This window comes from Geomonas subterranea (genome assembly GCF_019063845.1).
GTDB lineage: Bacteria > Desulfobacterota > Desulfuromonadia > Geobacterales > Geobacteraceae > Geomonas > Geomonas subterranea.
In genome coordinates, this window is the sequence record NZ_CP077683.1 from 2,953,099 (window position 1) to 2,970,214 (window position 17,116).

Below are 17,116 nucleotides of genomic sequence, written 5' to 3' on the forward strand. Positions count from 1 at the left end.
CTGCGGGCCCGAAGGAGAAACCATTATGAATACAGACGGTTACAGCACGAATTTAACGTGGCGAGGGGGCAGATGGCTTTCCTGCCGTGCAGGAGCGTTCTTGCGGGACAGGAAAGAAACGGGGGGCAAAGAGGGAAGGTGCGGCGGCTAGGTCGGGCGGTGCAGGTCGTGGATCTTCAAGAGGGCGTAGAGTCGCGATTGCGAGAGCCCGGAGAGGTTGCAGGCGGTGGCGATATCGTTTTGGGAAAGCGACATCAGGTCGCACAGGTAGCGCTTTTCCGCCTGGTTATAGACGTTGTCACGGAAATCGTTCAGCTTGGGGAGTTCGGCGCGAGGTGACGGCTGAGCCGGGGGAGCGGCCGATGTCTCGTGGCGGTTCACCGCGCTTTGGGTGACCTGGACCCGGATCTGCGTAGGGAGGTGCTGGGCGAAAAGGACCGGCTGCTCCCGCGCGGTCAGCACCGTACGCTCGATGGTGTTGATGAATTCACGGACGTTGCCCGGCCAGCTGTACGCCTGCAGCGTCTCCATGAACTCCGGACAGCTCCCCTTGGGTGAGAGACCGTTATGCTCGCAGAATTTGTCCATGTAGTAACGGGCAAGCTCTTTTATGTCGTCGCTTCGGTCGCGCAACGGGGGGAGCTCGATGACGAAGGTGCTCAACCTGAAGATGAGGTCGCTTCGGAACGTCCCGGCTTCCGCCATCTGGTTCAAGTTCCGGTTCGTGGCGGCGACCAGCCTGAAATCACTCTCCAGCTCGCGCTGCCCTCCCACCGGACGATAGCGCCTCTCCTGCAGGACCCTGAGGAAAGCCTTTTGCGTGGCGAAGGGGAGTTCCCCCACCTCGTCCAGAAACAGGGTCCCCCCGTGGGCCTGGCTGATGAGCCCGTCGCGGGCTTTTTCGGCACCGGTGAATGCCCCCTTCTCGTGCCCGAAGAGCAGGCTCTCCACCAGCGTCTCCGGAAGGCTCGCGCAATCCACCACCACGAAGGGCTTGTCGCTGCGCTTACTGTTCTGGTGCACCGCCCTCGCGAAAAGCTCCTTTCCCGACCCCGTTTCCCCCAGGATCAGGACGCCCGCATCGCTCACCGCCGCGCGCGCCACCGCGTCAAGGCACGCGTTCAACGCGGGGCTGTTGCCGATGATGCTTTCCCGCTTCAAGGCGACCACCTCCTGGTGGGCCGAGAGCGAGAGCTTCTGCTTGCGGTACTCCAGGGCCCGCACCAGGGAGAGGGTGATGTCCTTCACGGAGGAGCCCTTCTCGATGTAATCCCAGGCGCCGCTGTTGATGGCAAGCTCCGCGCCCGCCGGGTCGCCGAACCCGGTCATGATGACGATCTCCGGCTTGGAGGGCGCCTGCGCCAGGCGCGGCAGCATCTCCAGTCCGTTGCCGTCGGGAAGCCGCACGTCGAGAAAAACCAGGTCGAAGTCCCCTGCGGAAGCCATCTGGCAACCGGCGGCCAGCGTCCTGGCGCAGCTCGTTTCGTGCCCGGCGCGCTTGCCCACCAGGGACATGGACTCGCAGACGGTCTCCTCGTCGTCGATGATCAGGATCTTCGCCATCCTTCGTTACGCCTCCCCGTCCGGTGTCAGCACCCGTCGTATCATCGCGGTCATCTCCTCGCGGTCCAGCGGCTTGTAGGCTACTTCGCGGACCCCTGCCTGCTCCGCCTCCTCGCGCTGGGCGGTACGGTCCACCCCCGACCCCAAACCGGTGCAGAGAATGACCGGCAGGTCGGAACGCACGGCAACGAGTTCCCGTGACAGTTCGATCCCGGTCATGCGCGGCATGGTCTGGTCCGTGATGACGAGGTCGACGGCGCCGGGGTCCGCGCGGAAGATCTCCAGCGCCTCCACCCCGTCACGACCGGTCACCACCTGGTAGCCAAGGCGCTCGAGCATCTTCTTCCCCGAGAAGACGACGTCCTCCTCGTCATCGACGAAGAGAATCCTGCCCGTCCCGGTCAAAGACGCCGCTTCGGTCTGCAGCAGGGAGTTGTTTTGCACGGCTCCGATCCGGGGGAGAAATACCTCGAAGGTTGCCCCGACGCCGGGCCTGCTGCTCACCGTGATCCCCCCCCCGTGGTTTCTGACGATGCCGTGCACCACGGAAAGTCCCAGCCCGGTCCCCTCGTTGTGCCCCTTGGTGGTGAAGAAGGGATCGAAGATCTGTTCCATGGTTTTTTGGTCCATGCCGTGGCCGGAGTCCTTCACGGTCAGCTTGAGGTATGGACCGGGAGGAAGGTCGGGTGCCCCGAGCGTCTCCGCGTCGAGCGTGACGTCCTCCAGGGCAAGCTCCAGGGTCCCCCCCTTGAGCCTCATGGCGTGGCTCGCGTTGGTGACCAGGTTCATGATGATCTGGTGGATCTGGGTCGGATCGGCCATGATCAGCCCCTGATCCTGTTCCAGGCGAGAGCAGACCGTTATCGACGAGGGAATCGACGGTCGCATCAGGTTCAGGCACTCATTCACGATCGACTCCACCTGGACCGGTTGCCGTTCCTGCTCTCCTTTGCAGCAGAAGGTGAGGATCTGTTTGACGAGTTTGCGTCCCCGGTAGCTCGATTTCAGCACCACGTCCAAAAGCTCACGCAGTGGGCTATCCGGCGGCACGTCGTCCCGCGCCATCTCGGTGCAGGTGATGATGGAGGCCAGGTTGTTGTTGAAGTCGTGGGCGATGCCGCCGGCCAGGGTCGCGATCGCCTCCATCCTCTGCGCCTGGCGCAATTGCCGCTCCAGTTGCAGTTCGTGGGTCACGTCACGGACCAGGGCGGCGTGGTTCTTCACCGTGCCGCAGGAATCCGAGATGGACCAGAAGGTGGTATCGATTTCGTAGTAGTCCCCTTCTTTACCCTTCTGGATGAAGTGCCCGCCCGTCCGCCGCTCCCCCTTGGTGAGGTCGTCCCAGACGGAACGGTAGAGTTCGGCACCGCTGTCGCCGTCACCCAGGGCGGCGACGTTGCGCCCGACCACGCTCTGGGCGTCGTGCCCGGTTATGGTTTCGATGGCCGGGTTCACGTACTGAATGGTGCCGTCGCTGTCGAAGAGGATGAGCCCCTCCCTGGACTGCTCGATAACCGAGGCGAGCAGCATGATCTCCTGTTCCGCCTTCTTGCGCTCGACGTTCATGCGCAGCGTGGCGATGCCGAAGGAGAGATCGTCCGCCAGTTGTTCCAGCAGCTTCACCTCCTGCTTGCCGAAGGCCCGCTTCTCGCCGGCGAAGATCACCAGCGCCCCCAAGGGGCGCCCCTCGTTCACCAGCGGCAGCGAAACGGACGCGGCGAAGCCGTGCTTCAGCGCCTCCTCCCGCCACAAAGCCCAGCTGGCATCGAAGCGGATGTTCTGCACGATGCGCGTGGTGCCGGTCCTGATGGCGGTCCCGGTAGGCCCGCGCCCCCGGTCTATGTCGGCCCAGCTCATGTCCAGTTGGGTGAGGTACCCTCCCTGGTCCCCCCACTGGGCCACGGGGCGCACCGTCTTCCAGTCGTCGTGCTCGGCCATTCCCACCCAGGCCAGCTTGTACCCGCCGGTCTCCACGATGGTGCGGCAGATATCCTTCATCAACTGCAGCTCTTCCGTTGCTCGCACCAGGGCCTGGTTGCAGCCGCTAAAGGTCTTAAGCGCCCGGTTCACCCTAAACAGGGATTCCCTGCCGCGCACCACGTCCCCCTCGCTGCGACTGATCAGCAGATAGAGGAGCGCTGCCGTGGCAAGTATGAAGAAGGCGTGGTTCAGGGTCTCCACGGAGGTGTACATGAAGCTTTTATGTGCCAGCACGGCGGGGAACAGGCAGGAAGCGGCACCCCAGAGGATGCCCACTACGGCATAGACAATGGAGATATTGAGGGGAGTCAGCTTCCGTTCATCGCTTATTCTTTTCATGCCCGCTCTCCCATGCCTCTGATGGCCGTTAAGAGAAACACCCATTGAGTTTAACACATTGGAAAAAGCTCGCCATGAATGGCCCGAGATTTAAGACAGAAGCTGTGAGTAAGACGGGGGGAGGGTAACGGAACAAAGACAGTGACGTCGCCGCCGGCGCATCGGTGATAACGGCCGGTACGGTGGCGCGGCGCGTGGCCGGCAGGGTTGCTATCGGCCGAAGTAGTCCTTAACTGAAATCCCCAGACGCTTCAGCATGGTCTGGAAATTGGGGCGCAACATGCCGGTTTCCTCGGCGGCCCGGGAGATGTTCCAGTTATTGCGTTTCAAGGCCTGGATGACGAAGGCCTTCTCGACGTTTTCGACCGAGCGGTCGCGGATGTGGCGCTTCATCTCCTTGAGGGCCTCGGCGCTGGTCGGGACGAAGCCGTCGAACCCGGTGCCCGGGGCCTCCGCCGGCTCGCCAAGCTCAAGGTTCTCCTTCTGAATCACATCCCCCTCACATAGAACCACGGCGCGCTCGATGGTATTCACCAGTTCCCGCACGTTCCCGGGATAGGAGTAATTTTCCAGGAACTGCATCGCCTCCGGGGAGATGCCGCGCAGGTCCTTCCCCACTTCCTCGACGAACTTGTTCATGAAGTGCCGGATCAGCAGCGGGATGTCACCCTTGCGTTCGCGCAGCGGGGGGAGCTCCAAAGGGATGATGTTGAGACGGAAAAAGAGGTCTTCCCTGAATTTGCCCTCCGCCACCATGGTCTTCAGGTTCCGGTTGGTGGCGGCCACGAGGTGGATGTTGAAGGAGACCGGCTGGGTGCCGCCGATGGGAGTGACCTGCCGCTCCTGCAGTACGCGCAGGAGCTTGGCCTGGGTGGCGAGGCTGATGTTGGAGACCTCGTCGAGAAAGAGCGTCCCCCCGTCGGCGACCATCAAAAGCCCCATCTTGGTCTGGACCGCACCCGTGAAGGAACCTTTGACATGGCCGAAGAGCTCGCTCTCAAGGAGGTTTTCTGCCAGCGCGGTGCAGTCGACGGCCACGAAGGGCTGGTCGCGCCTGGAACTGTGCTTGTGAATGGCGCGCGCGGCAAGCTCCTTGCCGGTACCGCTTTCGCCGGTGATAAGTACCGTGCTGTCGGTGGAAGCGACCTGGATGATGCGGCGGTAAACCTTCTGCATCTCCCGGCTTTCCCCGACGAACTCGTCGAAGCCGTGGTGGCAGTCGATCTCCTTCTTCACCACGATGTCTTCCACCGAGGTCTTCTTCTGCTCCAGCGCCAGGTGGACCTTCTCGAGGATCTGTTCCGGGGTGAAGGGCTTGACGATGTAGTCGACGGTGCCGTTTTTCATCGCCTCGACGGCGGTCTCCACCGTGGCAAAGCCCGTGATCATGATCACCGGAGTGTCCGGCTGCAGGATCTTTACCGCGTTCAGCACCTCGAAGCCGCTCATGCCCGGCATCTTGAGGTCCGTGATGATCAGCTCGAACTGTTTCTGCTGCAAAAGCTCTATGGCAGCGTGCCCGTTCTTGGCAGCATCTACGGTGAAGGAATCTCCTTCAAGAATCCTGGCCAGCCCCTCCCTGATAACAGACTCATCATCGACCACTAGAATATTCATAGAATCACCATGTTATATCCAGCTATAGATGCACCGTACAATCGGTTTCCGAGCCCGCTGAAGCTGGACGGCACCAGGCCTCATGCTGTGACAGAAGAGTGCTCACTCCACGGAGTCCGTCCGCTGTATCAATAGCCCACAAAGATGCCTCTGTCAACATAAAGACATGAAAATACTTTCACGGCTCAAACAGACACAGACCCGCGAATTCGTGCCCAACGCTGCGCCAAATATGGCCCCAACCGCGGGGAATTACCCGTATTTCCAAGTGTATGCCGCAACCATACACCGCGCCACCCCACCTTAAAACCCGGAATCATTACGTTTTTCCTGAGAGCCGCCGTCACCCGCCTCCAGACCGGTCCGCGGCATGTATAGAGGCACTATACATTCAGCCGCCCCAACCGCGCCCGAAGCGCCGCCCGCCGTCAGAATAGCATCGTGATTACGGCCACTTGCCACATACATCCGTGAATGGCACGTTGAATGCTAGGTAGGTGATCAGGCCGGTAAGCAGACCGAGGTTCGCAGACACACCAAAGGAAAGGAGACTATCATGAAGGTTCTATCCGCAACGACAGCCTCGCTGGTGATGGACGGAACCCAGGCTATGGCATCTCCCGCTGCAACGGAAACCGGGGGGCTCGGCCTGGCTGCAATCATCTTTACCGCCTTCATAGCCATGGTGGTCCTGTTTCAACTCTTGCCGGGCCTCGCCATGTTCCTCCGCATCTTCAAAGGGATCTTTTCCACCGAGGTCGAGCAGCGCGCCAAAGAGGTTGCCAAGGACAACAGGACCGGCCTATGACCGCTGGCCGGCAGGCGGGGCGGACTTTCCGCTTATGCGCCACCCGGTATCAGCGGTGCGCAGCCGAGGTACAGCGGAACCGATCGCTCCCAGCCGTGTGAGGGTAAAGCTATGCAAGGACTTCTCATCGTGGACGAAGACATGGACTGCAGAAAACAGATGGCCGAGATGTTCATCGAGTCCGGCTACAACGTGATCGTCACCAACTCCATAGAAAGCGCCGTTTCCGGCATCCTGAAAAGAACCGCCCAGGTCGTGCTCCTGGGAACCAAGTTCGACGAGTTTTCGGCCTCGGAGATCATCCCGCTGCTGAAGCAGTGCAACCGCAAGCTCTCCATCATTCTCATAGCAGCCGGCACCTCGCTGCCGCTCTCGAGGAAACTCAGGAGCGAGGGGATCTTCTACCACGCGCTCAAACCGGTGAACGCCGAGGACCGCGCCGAGATCAGACAGGCAGTACAGTGCGCCTTCGAGAGTCTCAAATTGCAGATGGCGTAACGGTAACAAAGGGGGCCGCCATCGGCCCCGAAGATAAATGTTCGAGTCTTTCAACATCAAAGCCCCAAAAGGAGGAAGTCATGAAAACCAAGATGCGCCTACCAGCCCTCGTGAACACAGCCGTTGTCTTTCTCATGACGACAGCGAACGCTTTCGCCGCGTCGACCAGCAAAGTCTTCGTCAGCAAGATGGGGATCCTTCTTTTCCTCGGCTTCTGCGCCCTGGTGCTGGTGGTCCAGCTGATCCCGGCCCTGATCACCCTCTACGGCATGCTCAAGGGGATCGGCAAGGAGCAGGAAAAGTCTCCCTCCCGCGTCAAGGGCCACTAGGGAGACGGAATTCAACCTGATCGCAAAGGAGCCAAGCCATGACACTGGATGCCGTAGGACAGATAAAGGAAGTCTTCACGCTGGTGGATTTCTACCAGTACATCAAAGGGGTGGAATACCTCATCTGCGTAGCCTTCTTCATCGGGTTCCCCATGTTCTACCGCTACCTGCACAAAAGGGAACAAGAAGGCAAGGAAACGGCGCGCCACTAGCATCGAATCGAGCAGCAAGGGAGAAAGCCTCCCCACTACTACAGAGCCAGGAGAACATGACATGTCCTCTTACAAACACTTTATAGTTGCCGCGCTATCCATAAGCGCCATCTCGGTGTCCTCCCCTGCTGCGCTGCAGTGCGCGCCGGTGCCGGATTCCGTCACACTGAACCCGAACGGCAAGCTGTACAGCCCGTTCACCTTCAACCACGCCAAGCACATCCAGTCGATCAAGGAATGCGCCGACTGCCACCACCACACCACCGGCACCCTGGTCCTCGCCCCCAACTGCGCCCGCTGCCACCAGAACTCGAGCCCGACCGCGGTGGTCTCCTGCAAGGGGTGCCACCTGGCCGCCCCGTTCTCTCCGGAGACCCTGGCCGCCAAGCGCGCCGACAAGCAGCGTTACCACCTGGACAAGATGGGGCTCAAGGGGGCGATGCACCAAAACTGCATCGGCTGCCACAACAAGCTCGGCAACGGCCCGACCGGGTGCCAGGACTGCCACCCGCGCACCAAGGAAGGCGCAGCCTTCTACAGCACGAACCGCAAGGGAGCCAAACCCGCCCATGCAGAAGAGGAATGAGATGCACCAACTACAGCAGCTCATCATGAATTGAGGAGGAACGCTGATGAAACGAAGAAACTTCCTGAAGGCGTGCCTGATAGGCGGGACCACCATAGCGCTGGGCAAGACCAACAAGGGTTGGGCCAGCGGTTCCTTTGAGGGATACCCGGAGGCGATGGGCGTCCTGGTCGACACCACCCGCTGCATCGGCTGCCGCAGCTGCGAGGCTGCCTGCAACAAGGAGCAGAAACTACCGGAACCGGATACCTCCTTCGACGATCCGTCGGTGTTCGAACACGACCGGCGCCCGACGGCAAAAGCCTATACGGTCGTCAACCGCTACCAGAAAGAGCAGCCCTCCGGGCCCGTGTACCGCAAGGTGCAGTGCAACCACTGCAACGAGCCCGCCTGCCTCACCTCCTGCTTCGTGAACGCCTACACGAAGACCAAGGAAGGGGCCGTGATCTACAACTCCAAGGTCTGCGTCGGCTGCCGCAACTGCATGATCGCCTGCCCGTTCAACGCACCCGGCTACGACTACGACAGCGCGACCAACCCCATCGTCAAGAAGTGCATCCTGTGCTACGACACCAGGCTCAAATACGGCAAGCCCCCCGCATGCGTCGAGATCTGCCCCCAGGAGGCGCTCACCTTCGGGCACCGCGCCGACCTGATCAAGCTGGCGCACGAGCGGATCCGCGCGACCCCCGACCGCTATGTCGACCACGTCTACGGCGAGAAGGAGGTGGGAGGGACCAGCTGGCTCTACCTGGCCCCCGTGGGCTTCGACAAGCTCGGCTTCGACACCACCCTCTCCAACGACCCCATCATCTCCAACGTGAAGGATTTCCTCGGCATGGTGCCGATGGTGCTTTCCATCTGGCCGGCGCTTTTCTCCGGCATCCACCTGCTCTGCAAGAACCAGGAGCACGATGGGCATGGGCATGATACCGATTCCAACCAGGAGGATACCAAGCCATGAAAAAAATGATCCAGCACGGTTTGGCAATAGTGGATTCACCGTATGACGAGGACGGCAAGAAGCGCTCGCTGGTCAGCAAGCTCCTTCTCGGGCTCACCCCGAGCCAGTACCTCTTGCAGGCGTTTCGGAACCCGTTGAACTGGATCCTGGCCGCCGTCTTCGCCGTCGGCATCCCGATCCTGATCGGCCGCTTCTTCTTCGGCCTGGCTTGGGCCACGAGCGGCTCCAACGACTACCCCTGGGGCCTTTTCCTTGGGTTCGGACTCTTCGCCATGGTGCCGCTCTCCTCCTCGGGCTTCCAGTTGGGCACCGCCTGCGAGATCTTCGGCAGGCACGACCTTGAGCCGATCGAGCGCCTCGCGCTCTTGAACGGACTTTTGGGCTACTTCTTCGCCGTCATCTACCTTCTCGCGGACCTGGGGCAGCCCTGGCGCCTCCCCTACCCGATGGTGGTATCCTTCGGGCCTGCGGCGGTGCTCTTCCTGGTGGCCTGGCACGTCGCCACCTACCTCTCGGTGCAGGTTGCCGAGGTATCGAGCGCCTTCTTCGAGTGGATCGGGTTCCCGGCCGGCAAGCGGGCGATCCGCCGCATCACCCTGGGGCTCACCGTTTCGGGCATCATCCTCTCGACCCTGCACCAGGGGGCTCTGGGCGCGCTGTTCACCTACGCGCCGGGCAAGGTGCACCCGCTTTGGTACTCCTCCTCGTTCCAGTGGCTGCATTTCTTCGTCTCCTCGCTGCCGGGCGGCCTGTGCATGGTGATCACGGTGAGCACCATCGCGGCCAAGACCATGGGGTGGCGCGGCGACACCCGCTTCCACGAGAAGCTGGACAAGGTGACCGTGTCGCTCGCCAAGGGGGCCTGCATGGGGATCGCCACCTACATCACCATCAAGCTGATCGCCATCGCCCATGACAACAAGTGGGCCTACCTGGACAGCGGCTGGGGGCAGTGGTTCATGTTCGAGATCATCGTGGGCTTCATGCTTCCGCTCACCCTGATGACCTACGGCGTGCACACGAGGAAGATGGCCATCGTCCGTATGGGCGCCTTCATGACGGTCTTCGGCGTGGTGCTGAACCGGGTCAACACCGCCATGATCACCTTCAACTGGAAACTGCCGCACCGCGAGATCCCCCCCTGGCGCGAGGTGGTCATCAGCCTGACCATCTTCGCCACCTACATCGTGGTCTACCGCTTCATCCTGTACCGGCTCCCGATCCTGTTCAAATGGCGCCTGCAGGAACAGGAGGAGACGGTGCCCGAGGCGGTACCGGTGCCGGCACCGGGAAGGCGCGAGGCGAGCAGCGTACCGGTGGCGAGCTACAGCAGCATGACCAAGCTGGATTAGCGGGATCGACGAAGGAGGGGCGCCGGCCGTGTGGGGCCGGCGCCCCTGGAAAGTGGATCGTGCAGGCTCTCAGGGGGACAGGCACCTGACGGGGCCAGTCCCCTTGAGACCGCGCCCGGCCGTAGAGGGTGGTTACAAAGAGGCAAGTGCGGCACAGCGGGGGTGACGGCGGCAGCAGGCCGGCGACCCAGATTGGAGATGGAGCCATGTTCGACAAGATCGCAGGAAGGGCCTTGGTTCCCGTAGGGATAGTGGTTACCGGATTTCTGGTGGTCTGCTTCGTTCTCCTCTACGCGGCCATCAAGCAGGTGGTGATCCGCGATTCCGTCACGCAGGCGAACAACCTGGCAGGCATCGTGCTGAAGTCAACGCGCTACGCCATGATGAAATCTGACGCGGAGCTAAACGGCGCCATCATCCGCAACATCAGCGCCCAAAACGGCGTGCAGCACGTGCGGATCTTCAACAAGAAGGGAGTGGTGGCCTTCTCCTCGAAGCCCGAGGAGGTGAACCGCCAGGTGGACAAGAAGGCTGAGGGGTGCGTGGTCTGCCACGAGAAGGCGGCGCCCGTCACCACGCTTGGGACCATGCAGAAGGCGCGCACCTTCAAGAACGCCGCCGGGGACGAGATCCTCGCCATCACCGCGCCGATCTACAACGAGCCTGACTGCGCCAACGCCGCCTGCCACTTCCATCCCGCCGGGCAGAGGATACTGGGAACGCTGGATATCGGACTGTCACAGGAGGCGACGCTGCACTCTCTGGCGCTGATCCGGATGCAGATGCTGATCTTTTCGATCCTCACCCTGTTCCTCACCATAGCCGGTGTCATCACTTTGCTAAAGATGATCGTGCTGGTTCCGATGAAGAAACTGCAGGAGTACACAGAGAGGAGCCAGGAAGGAAACGGCACGTCGCGTCCGCCCAACCTTCCCTATGAGCTTGACAAGATCGCGCAATCTTACTACTTTATCAGGGCAAAATTAAACGAAGTTGAGCAAAAGCCTTTCCAGCAGACGGAGAAAGGTCCGGTCTGCCAGCACAAGTGACAGTTTCCCGGTTTTAAGTCAGCGAGCGAGCGATGGAGCAGGCGGAAAACAACAAGACGGGGACGATGGGGGATCTGGCGCGCGACGCGCAGGGACAGTTGCGCCAGGGACTTCTCGACGAGATAGGGCGCCTGAAACGGTTCTCCAACCGGGGACTTTGGGCGCTTTCCCTGTTTCTGCTTTTGAGCACCGTCGCCTGGCGTGACTTCTGGTTTCTGCCGAGGCCGCAGGAGGTGGTGGCCGCGCTGGGAGCGGCGCCCAAGCCTCTCATGATCAGCCTGGTGCTCGTGCTCTACACCTTCTCGGCCATCATACTGAGTCTGTCCCGCATGATGGGCGGGGTGCGCCATCCGAGCAGCTTCTGCCACGTCGGCTACCTGACCGGCTTCTACCTCTTCTACTATTTCGCCGAGGCGCTCCAGGACAACTACTGGGCTGTCTTCGGCGCAGGCTTCACCATCCTCTGCCTGGAAAGCTACCGGATCTGGACCTTCTGCAGCGACCAGATCGGCAAACGCAGCGAACAACTCGCCTTCCTGGAGCGAAACGGCAGGATGCCCCCCGAAGAAGACGAAGGTTCCCTCTACGACTGACCTCCCCCCTCAGTTCTCCGCCGCGCTCAGCTTCTCGTAGCTGCTGCAGGGCTGTCCGGTCTTCATGCGCGGGACGTCGAGCACCGTGTAGATGGTGCAGCGCCCCTTCTGGTGCAGCTTGCAATCCTCGAAGCTGCAGACCACGTAGGCACGGTCGTTAGGGCCGGTCAGCATCTGCTCCAGCTTCTCGGCGATCTTGTCGTTTTTTCCCGCCATAGCCGCTATCTGCGCGAGTTTGTCCTCCATGGGCCACCTCCCTTAGAAATTACCGGCTACCGGGCCGGTAGCTGAGCCAGAAGACTAGCATCATACGCCACGCCCCGCCATAAAAAAAAGGCCCCGTGCCGTCGAACGGGGCCTTTTCGTCAGTCATGCCATGACCGGCGGGTTACGCTTTTTCAACCTTCACTTCTACCAGGTTGCAGTTCCCCTTGAGCAGCGCGTTGGCATTGAGGTCGCGGAAGTGCGAGGGGGCGAAGAGAAGCCCCGGCTGAAGCTTGGCGCTGATCCTGGCCGCAGCGGTGAGGGCGCCGTTGCCGGAGCTGAGCCTGACACTCGCCCCTTCGGCGATGCCGAGTGCTGCCGCATCGGCCGGGTGCAGTTCCACGAAGCCGGCCGGAGCCACATCGAGGTTGGCGTCGGATCGGGTGGTGGAGGTGCCGTTATGGAACCCGATGGGGCCGACCAGGAGCTGGAATTTCGGCCGGGCGGGTGCCGCGGGCTTGGCGACCGGCGCCAGGGCTGCGTCGGTTCTCGAGACGCTCCCCCCCTTGATGACGCCGTTGCGCGAGCCGTCGAAGGGGTGGTACCCCTTGGCCGCCCCCTTGATCTCCGCCATGATGCCCGCCGGCGTGATCGTCTGCGCGGTGCCGGTCAGCTTGCCGTAGAGACCCGCCAGGATGGCCCAGTCTTCCCTGGCCTGGCCCGGGGCGTCCACGGCCTTGAAGATGGCCTGCACGCGGTTGTCCAGGGAGGTGAAGGAGCCGCTCTTCTCCGCGGCGGCACCTGCCGGCAGCACGACGTGGGCGTACTCGAGGGCATCCCCCTGGAAGACGTCCTGCACCACCAGGAGTTCCAGCTTGCCCAGCGCCTTGCGGATGCGCTGGTTGTCCGGGAGGCCGGACAGGTCGCACCCAAGGAGGTACAGCGCCTTGATGCTCCCCTGCTCGATCCCCTCGACGATGCCCCAGATGTCCTTGCCGCCGGCGCCCGGGGCGACCCCCATGTCCAGCATCCCCACGGTGTTGTTCTTGGCGTCGACCGGGAAGATGCCTCCCCCCTGCTCGCTTGCCGATCCGGTGAGGACGGCGAGGTCGGCCAGGGCTGCGATCTTCGCGGAGGCATCCGCGCTCCTGATCAGGTCCGCGCCGAAGACGATGGCGACGCGGCTCATCCCGGAGAGCTGCCGTACCGCGTTTTCGACCGCGGCCACGGTGATGCCGGCCTGCTGGCAGAGTTCGTCCATGGAGAGCTGCGCGAGCCCGTCCTTGATGCTCTCGGCACCGGCCGGAAGGGGCACCCCTGCCTCGACCAGTCCCTTCATCAGGGCGTAGATGACCTGGAGCTCGGCGCCGGGGAGATGTTTGAGGTGCGCGTTGGAGAACTTCCTGAGCTTCACGTCGCGCATGTTGACCAGCACGAGGCGGGCGTCCTTCTTGGTGGCCGCCTTGATGACGCGGTATTCGGCCCCGGTCGCCTCGGCGTTCAGGTCGCAGCCAAACACCAGGATCGCCTGTGCCTCGTCCAGGGCGTCCAGCTGCTTGCTGGCCCCGGTGAAGCCGAAGCGTCTCTGCATCTGGGCCTGCGCCTGCGCGAAGCCAAGCCCCGCCTCGGAGTCGAGGTTGAAGCTGCCGAGCGCCTCGCTGAAGATCTTGCGGAACAGGAAGCTCTCTTCGTTGGTCACCCTCGGGGAGCCAAGACCCGCCACGGCCTTGCCGCCGTCACGCGCCACGATCTCCTTCAGCTTTGCGGCCGCCGTGGAAAGGGCGGTGTCCCAGTCCGTCTTGGCGAGCGCGCCGGAGTCGCCGCGCAGCAGGGGATCGGAGAGACGTTCCAACGAATGCAGGTAGCGGTAGCCGAAGCGGCCGTTGATGCAGAGGTTGCCGTTGTTGTAGCTGTCGTCCTCGCTGGTGACGCGCTCGACGCGACCGTCTTTGGCGTGGTACTCGATCTGGCAGCCGGCACCGCAGAAGGCGCAGACACTGGGAATGCGGTTGAAGGTCCAGGGGCGTCCCTTGAACTTGAAGGGCTTGGTGATGAGCGCGCCGGTTGGGCAGGCCGCGACGCAGTTGCCGCAGAACTCGCAGTTGAGCGGTTTGCCGTCGACGGTGTCGATGATGGCGTCCTCACCCTTGTTGACCACCTCGATGGCGTCGCAGCCGACCACCTCGTGGTCCACCTTCACGCACTTCTCACAGAGGATGCAGCGGTTCGGGTCGCTTTCGATGAGCGGCCAGTCGTAGCGGATCGCCTTGCGCTCGAGGATCGCCGAGTAATCCTGCTTGGTCGCGTTCAGCGCGTAGCAGGAATCCTGCAGGTCGCACTCGCCGCCGGCGTCGCAGACCGGACAGTCCAGCGGGTGGTTCACCAGCATGAGCTCCATGATCTTGCGCCGGGCTTCCCTGAGGGCCGGGGTGTCCGTGGTGACCTCGATCCCCTCCTTGACCGGCGTGTTGCAGGCGGTCATGGTACGCTCCACACCCGCGACCTCTACCGCGCAGACGCGGCAGGCGCCGGTGGGGGAGACCTTCTTGAGCCAGCACAGCGTCGGGATCGTGATCCCAACCGTGGCTGCGGCCTCCAGTATGGTGGTACCTTTTTCGACCTGCACGCTTTTGCCATCGATGGTTAAGCTGACCATATAAAAACCTCAGTATTCGGTGTAATGAATTGCAATAGGTCCGGGTGCTGCCGCCCTAGACGGCCACCATGGCGACCCGGTAGCAGCGCAGGCACCTCTCGGCCTCCCGCACCGCCTGGCTGTTGCCGTAGCCCAGTTCCACCTCGCAGTAGTTCTTGTAGCTCGCCCTCTCCCTGCCGTGCACCTCCTTCTGGTGCTCGCGCGAGGCGCTGTCCAGCCACTGCACGTCCTCGTTCTTGTCGTAGACGCCGAAGTAGGTGAGGATGTCCTCCATCCGTTCGTCGTCGGTGAGGTCGACGCCCTTTCCTTCCAGGTAGCGCTGGATCACCTTGGCGGCGCGGTGGCCGTTGCCGACGCAGGCCACGACGGTGAGCGGGCCGATCTCGGCGTCGCCCGATGCGAAGACCCCGTCGCAGTCGGTGATCAGGGTCCTGGAGAGCATGTTGCCCATGCCGTCCTTCAGGTCCTTGCCGTCGTGCCCCTTGAGCGGCACGTACTTGGTGACGATGGTGCTCCACTTGGTGGTGTCGATCCCCGCGTCGGCCGGGATGAAGGAGAGGTCGGCGTCCTGGCCGATGGCCGGGATGATGGTGTCGCACTCGATGATGAACTCGGAGCCCGGCACCGGTTCCGGACGGCGGCGCCCGGAGGCGTCCGGCTCGCCCAGGGCCATCCTGATCAGCTCGACCCCGGTGACCTCGTTCTGGTCGTTGGCGATGACCTTGGTCGGGAGCACCTGGAACTCGAAGCGCACCCCTTCCTCGTCCGCCCCGTCGACCTCCCAGACGTCCGCCGGCATCTCGTTGCGGGAGCGGCGGTAGACCAGCACCGACTCTTCGGCCCCCTCGCGCAGCGCCACCCTGACGCAGTCGATGGCGGTGTTGCCGCCGCCGACTACGAAGACCTTCTTGCCCATCCCGGTGGGAAGGCCCAGGTACACGTTTCTCAGGAAGTCGATGCCGCCGGTCAGGAAGCCCTTGTACCCCTTGTCCTCGCCCTCGACACCCATCGGCTTGGAGCGGTGTGCGCCCGGCGCGAGGAGCACGGAGTCAAACTTCTGCCTCAGCTCGTCGAGGGTGATGTCCTTGCCCACCCGGGTGTTGTAGATGATCTCGACGCCGAGCCCCTGGATGATGTCGATGTCGCGCTGCAGCAGGTGACGCGGCTGACGGTAGGGGGGGATGCCGACGGCGACCATGCCGCCGCCCAGAGGAAGCGCTTCGTAGATGGTGACCGGGTACCCTTCCAGGGCCAGGTAATAGGCGGCGGCGAGACCTGCCGGGCCCGCCCCCACCACGGCGACCTTCTTGGACTGCTTCGCCTTGGGAGCCATCGGGGGGAGGTGGCCGTGCTGCCACTCGTAGTCGGATGCGCTGCGCTTGAGGACCATGATGTTGATCGGCTCGTCCACGTTCTTCCTGCGGCAGGCGGTCTCGCACGGGTGCGGGCAGACGCGGCCGCAGACCGAGGGAAGCGGCATCGACTCGCGGATGGTCTCCAGCGAATCGCCGAAACGGTAATCCTTCACCGACTCGATATAGGCAGGGATATCGATGTGGGCCGGGCACTTGTCCATGCAGGGGGCGGTGTACTTCTCGATGTAGCGGAATTCCGAGGAGAGACTCTTGGCGCCGCGGATGTAGTTCACGAAGGCATCGCGGAAGTGGGTCACCGCGTCGATGACCGGTACCGCCGAACTCGGGCAGAGGGTGCACTTGCAGTGCGACAAGACGCTCCCGACGTCGAGGATGGTGTCCAGGTCCTCTTCCTTGCCGCGCCCTTCCATGATCCCGGAGAGGGCGTCCATGATGACGCGCGTCCCCTTCTTGCCCGGGGTGCACTTGCCGCAGACGTACTTGGTCTGCACACGCTTCATGTACTCGGCGACCATGGCAGGGATGTCGACATCCTTGTTGTACAAAATGATGCCGTCCCAGCCGATGAAGGCCGAAAGCGGCCGCTCCCCGTCGTAGGTGGCGGGCAGCTTGAAGGAGACTTCCTTCTTCTCGCCCCCCTTGCGGTTATCAACTACGTTTCTGCCCCAGCTGGAAAAAACTACCTCTGCCACTTAGGCCTCCGAAATAGCTGTAAAATTGGCCGCATTATCGGCTAAATATTTACATTTATTAAGTAAATTGTCCGGTGCACATTGTATACAGTATCCAGTTTTTACCACATCACTCAGCTCTAATCAAGCGAAAAATCATTCGGATTATCGCTGTGGTAGGCCGTATACGACAAGCACCGACCGCGGCGTCGGGCGCTCCTCCGCATAGCTGCAATTAATGGTTGTTTTTGTCGCCGTTAGGCCCTAACATCGCCCCGGGCGCGGCGCGCCCCCCTTAAAGAACACTCAACTTTTGCAG

The 17,116-nt window shown here is 62.3% G+C and carries 15 protein-coding genes; 9 read left to right on the forward strand and 6 right to left on the reverse strand.

Translation table 11 applies throughout. The features are described 5' to 3' along the window. Positions 1 to 147: 147 nt before the first annotated feature. From KP001_RS12810 to KP001_RS12820, 3 genes are all read right to left on the reverse strand, one after another. Positions 148 to 1,563, reverse strand: coding sequence for a sigma-54-dependent transcriptional regulator (locus KP001_RS12810; protein ID WP_217286023.1), 1,416 nt, complete (start codon positions 1,561 to 1,563; stop codon positions 148 to 150). A gap of 6 nt (positions 1,564 to 1,569) precedes the next feature. After that, complete coding sequence (locus KP001_RS12815) at positions 1,570 to 3,882, reverse strand: hybrid sensor histidine kinase/response regulator (protein WP_217286024.1); 2,313 nt, start codon at positions 3,880 to 3,882, stop codon at positions 1,570 to 1,572. Between the two features lie 210 nt (positions 3,883 to 4,092). Further along, entirely contained in the window at positions 4,093 to 5,499 is a 1,407-nt protein-coding gene (locus tag KP001_RS12820) for a sigma-54-dependent transcriptional regulator (protein WP_217286025.1), read from the reverse strand. 556 nt (positions 5,500 to 6,055) lie between these two features. Between KP001_RS12820 and KP001_RS12825 the strand changes: the two genes are divergently transcribed. From KP001_RS12825 to KP001_RS12865, 9 genes are all read left to right on the forward strand, one after another. Further along, complete coding sequence (locus KP001_RS12825) at positions 6,056 to 6,307, forward strand: hypothetical protein (RefSeq protein ID WP_217286026.1); 252 nt, start codon at positions 6,056 to 6,058, stop codon at positions 6,305 to 6,307. Positions 6,308 to 6,418: 111 nt separating this feature from the next. Then, a complete protein-coding gene (locus KP001_RS12830) occupies positions 6,419 to 6,805 on the forward strand; it encodes a response regulator (protein WP_183345652.1) in 387 nt (128 codons plus the stop codon). Positions 6,806 to 6,885: 80 nt separating this feature from the next. Continuing rightward, a complete protein-coding gene (locus KP001_RS12835) occupies positions 6,886 to 7,134 on the forward strand; it encodes a hypothetical protein (RefSeq protein WP_217286027.1) in 249 nt (82 codons plus the stop codon). A 38-nt stretch (positions 7,135 to 7,172) separates the two neighbouring features. Next, the gene (locus KP001_RS12840) at positions 7,173 to 7,346 is read left to right on the forward strand and encodes a hypothetical protein (protein ID WP_217286028.1); all 174 of its coding nucleotides are present in this window, start codon (positions 7,173 to 7,175) and stop codon (positions 7,344 to 7,346) included. 61 nt (positions 7,347 to 7,407) lie between these two features. Beyond that, the gene (locus KP001_RS12845) at positions 7,408 to 7,932 is read left to right on the forward strand and encodes a cytochrome c3 family protein (protein ID WP_217286029.1); all 525 of its coding nucleotides are present in this window, start codon (positions 7,408 to 7,410) and stop codon (positions 7,930 to 7,932) included. Between the two features lie 46 nt (positions 7,933 to 7,978). After that, positions 7,979 to 8,896: a 4Fe-4S dicluster domain-containing protein gene (locus KP001_RS12850; protein WP_217286030.1), complete on the forward strand. Its 918-nt coding sequence runs from the start codon at positions 7,979 to 7,981 to the stop codon at positions 8,894 to 8,896. Continuing rightward, positions 8,893 to 10,248, forward strand: a complete 1,356-nt coding sequence (locus KP001_RS12855) for a polysulfide reductase NrfD family protein (RefSeq protein ID WP_217286031.1) — start codon at positions 8,893 to 8,895, stop codon at positions 10,246 to 10,248. Before KP001_RS12850 ends, KP001_RS12855 begins: the two co-directional genes overlap by 4 nt. 206 nt (positions 10,249 to 10,454) lie before the next feature. Beyond that, on the forward strand, positions 10,455 to 11,297 hold the full coding sequence (locus KP001_RS12860; RefSeq protein ID WP_217286032.1) for a cytochrome C: 843 nt from the start codon (positions 10,455 to 10,457) through the stop codon (positions 11,295 to 11,297). 32 nt (positions 11,298 to 11,329) lie between these two features. Then, positions 11,330 to 11,890 (forward strand): menaquinol oxidoreductase, encoded by a 561-nt coding sequence (locus tag KP001_RS12865; protein ID WP_217286033.1) that lies wholly within the window; start codon positions 11,330 to 11,332, stop codon positions 11,888 to 11,890. Positions 11,891 to 11,899: 9 nt separating this feature from the next. Here the strand turns inward: KP001_RS12865 and KP001_RS12870 are convergent, their stop codons facing one another. The 3 genes from KP001_RS12870 to KP001_RS12880 form a co-directional block, all read right to left on the reverse strand. Further along, positions 11,900 to 12,136, reverse strand: a complete 237-nt coding sequence (locus KP001_RS12870) for a hypothetical protein (protein WP_217286034.1) — start codon at positions 12,134 to 12,136, stop codon at positions 11,900 to 11,902. 142 nt (positions 12,137 to 12,278) lie between these two features. Next, entirely contained in the window at positions 12,279 to 14,750 is a 2,472-nt protein-coding gene (locus tag KP001_RS12875; RefSeq protein WP_217286035.1) for a molybdopterin-dependent oxidoreductase, read from the reverse strand. 55 nt (positions 14,751 to 14,805) lie between these two features. After that, positions 14,806 to 16,818 carry an FAD-dependent oxidoreductase gene (locus KP001_RS12880; RefSeq protein WP_217286036.1) on the reverse strand — a complete coding sequence of 671 codons (2,013 nt, stop codon included), beginning with the start codon at positions 16,816 to 16,818 and terminating at the stop codon, positions 14,806 to 14,808. Positions 16,819 to 17,116 lie beyond the last annotated feature (298 nt).

What these genes read in the sequence shown, in the direction of transcription:
- KP001_RS12855 (WP_217286031.1), top strand. Translation starts at nt 8,893, where the DNA reads ATGAAAAAAATGATCCAGCACGGTTTGGCAATAGTGGATTCACCGTAT.
- KP001_RS12875 (WP_217286035.1), bottom strand. Translation starts at nt 14,750, where the DNA reads ATGGTCAGCTTAACCATCGATGGCAAAAGCGTGCAGGTCGAAAAAGGT.
- KP001_RS12835 (WP_217286027.1), top strand. Translation starts at nt 6,886, where the DNA reads ATGAAAACCAAGATGCGCCTACCAGCCCTCGTGAACACAGCCGTTGTC.
- KP001_RS12820 (WP_217286025.1), bottom strand. Translation starts at nt 5,499, where the DNA reads ATGAATATTCTAGTGGTCGATGATGAGTCTGTTATCAGGGAGGGGCTG.
- KP001_RS12810 (WP_217286023.1), bottom strand. Translation starts at nt 1,563, where the DNA reads ATGGCGAAGATCCTGATCATCGACGACGAGGAGACCGTCTGCGAGTCC.
- KP001_RS12815 (WP_217286024.1), bottom strand. Translation starts at nt 3,882, where the DNA reads ATGAAAAGAATAAGCGATGAACGGAAGCTGACTCCCCTCAATATCTCC.
- KP001_RS12865 (WP_217286033.1), top strand. Translation starts at nt 11,330, where the DNA reads ATGGAGCAGGCGGAAAACAACAAGACGGGGACGATGGGGGATCTGGCG.
- KP001_RS12830 (WP_183345652.1), top strand. Translation starts at nt 6,419, where the DNA reads ATGCAAGGACTTCTCATCGTGGACGAAGACATGGACTGCAGAAAACAG.
- KP001_RS12860 (WP_217286032.1), top strand. Translation starts at nt 10,455, where the DNA reads ATGTTCGACAAGATCGCAGGAAGGGCCTTGGTTCCCGTAGGGATAGTG.
- KP001_RS12850 (WP_217286030.1), top strand. Translation starts at nt 7,979, where the DNA reads ATGAAACGAAGAAACTTCCTGAAGGCGTGCCTGATAGGCGGGACCACC.
- KP001_RS12870 (WP_217286034.1), bottom strand. Translation starts at nt 12,136, where the DNA reads ATGGAGGACAAACTCGCGCAGATAGCGGCTATGGCGGGAAAAAACGAC.
- KP001_RS12840 (WP_217286028.1), top strand. Translation starts at nt 7,173, where the DNA reads ATGACACTGGATGCCGTAGGACAGATAAAGGAAGTCTTCACGCTGGTG.
- KP001_RS12825 (WP_217286026.1), top strand. Translation starts at nt 6,056, where the DNA reads ATGAAGGTTCTATCCGCAACGACAGCCTCGCTGGTGATGGACGGAACC.
- KP001_RS12845 (WP_217286029.1), top strand. Translation starts at nt 7,408, where the DNA reads ATGTCCTCTTACAAACACTTTATAGTTGCCGCGCTATCCATAAGCGCC.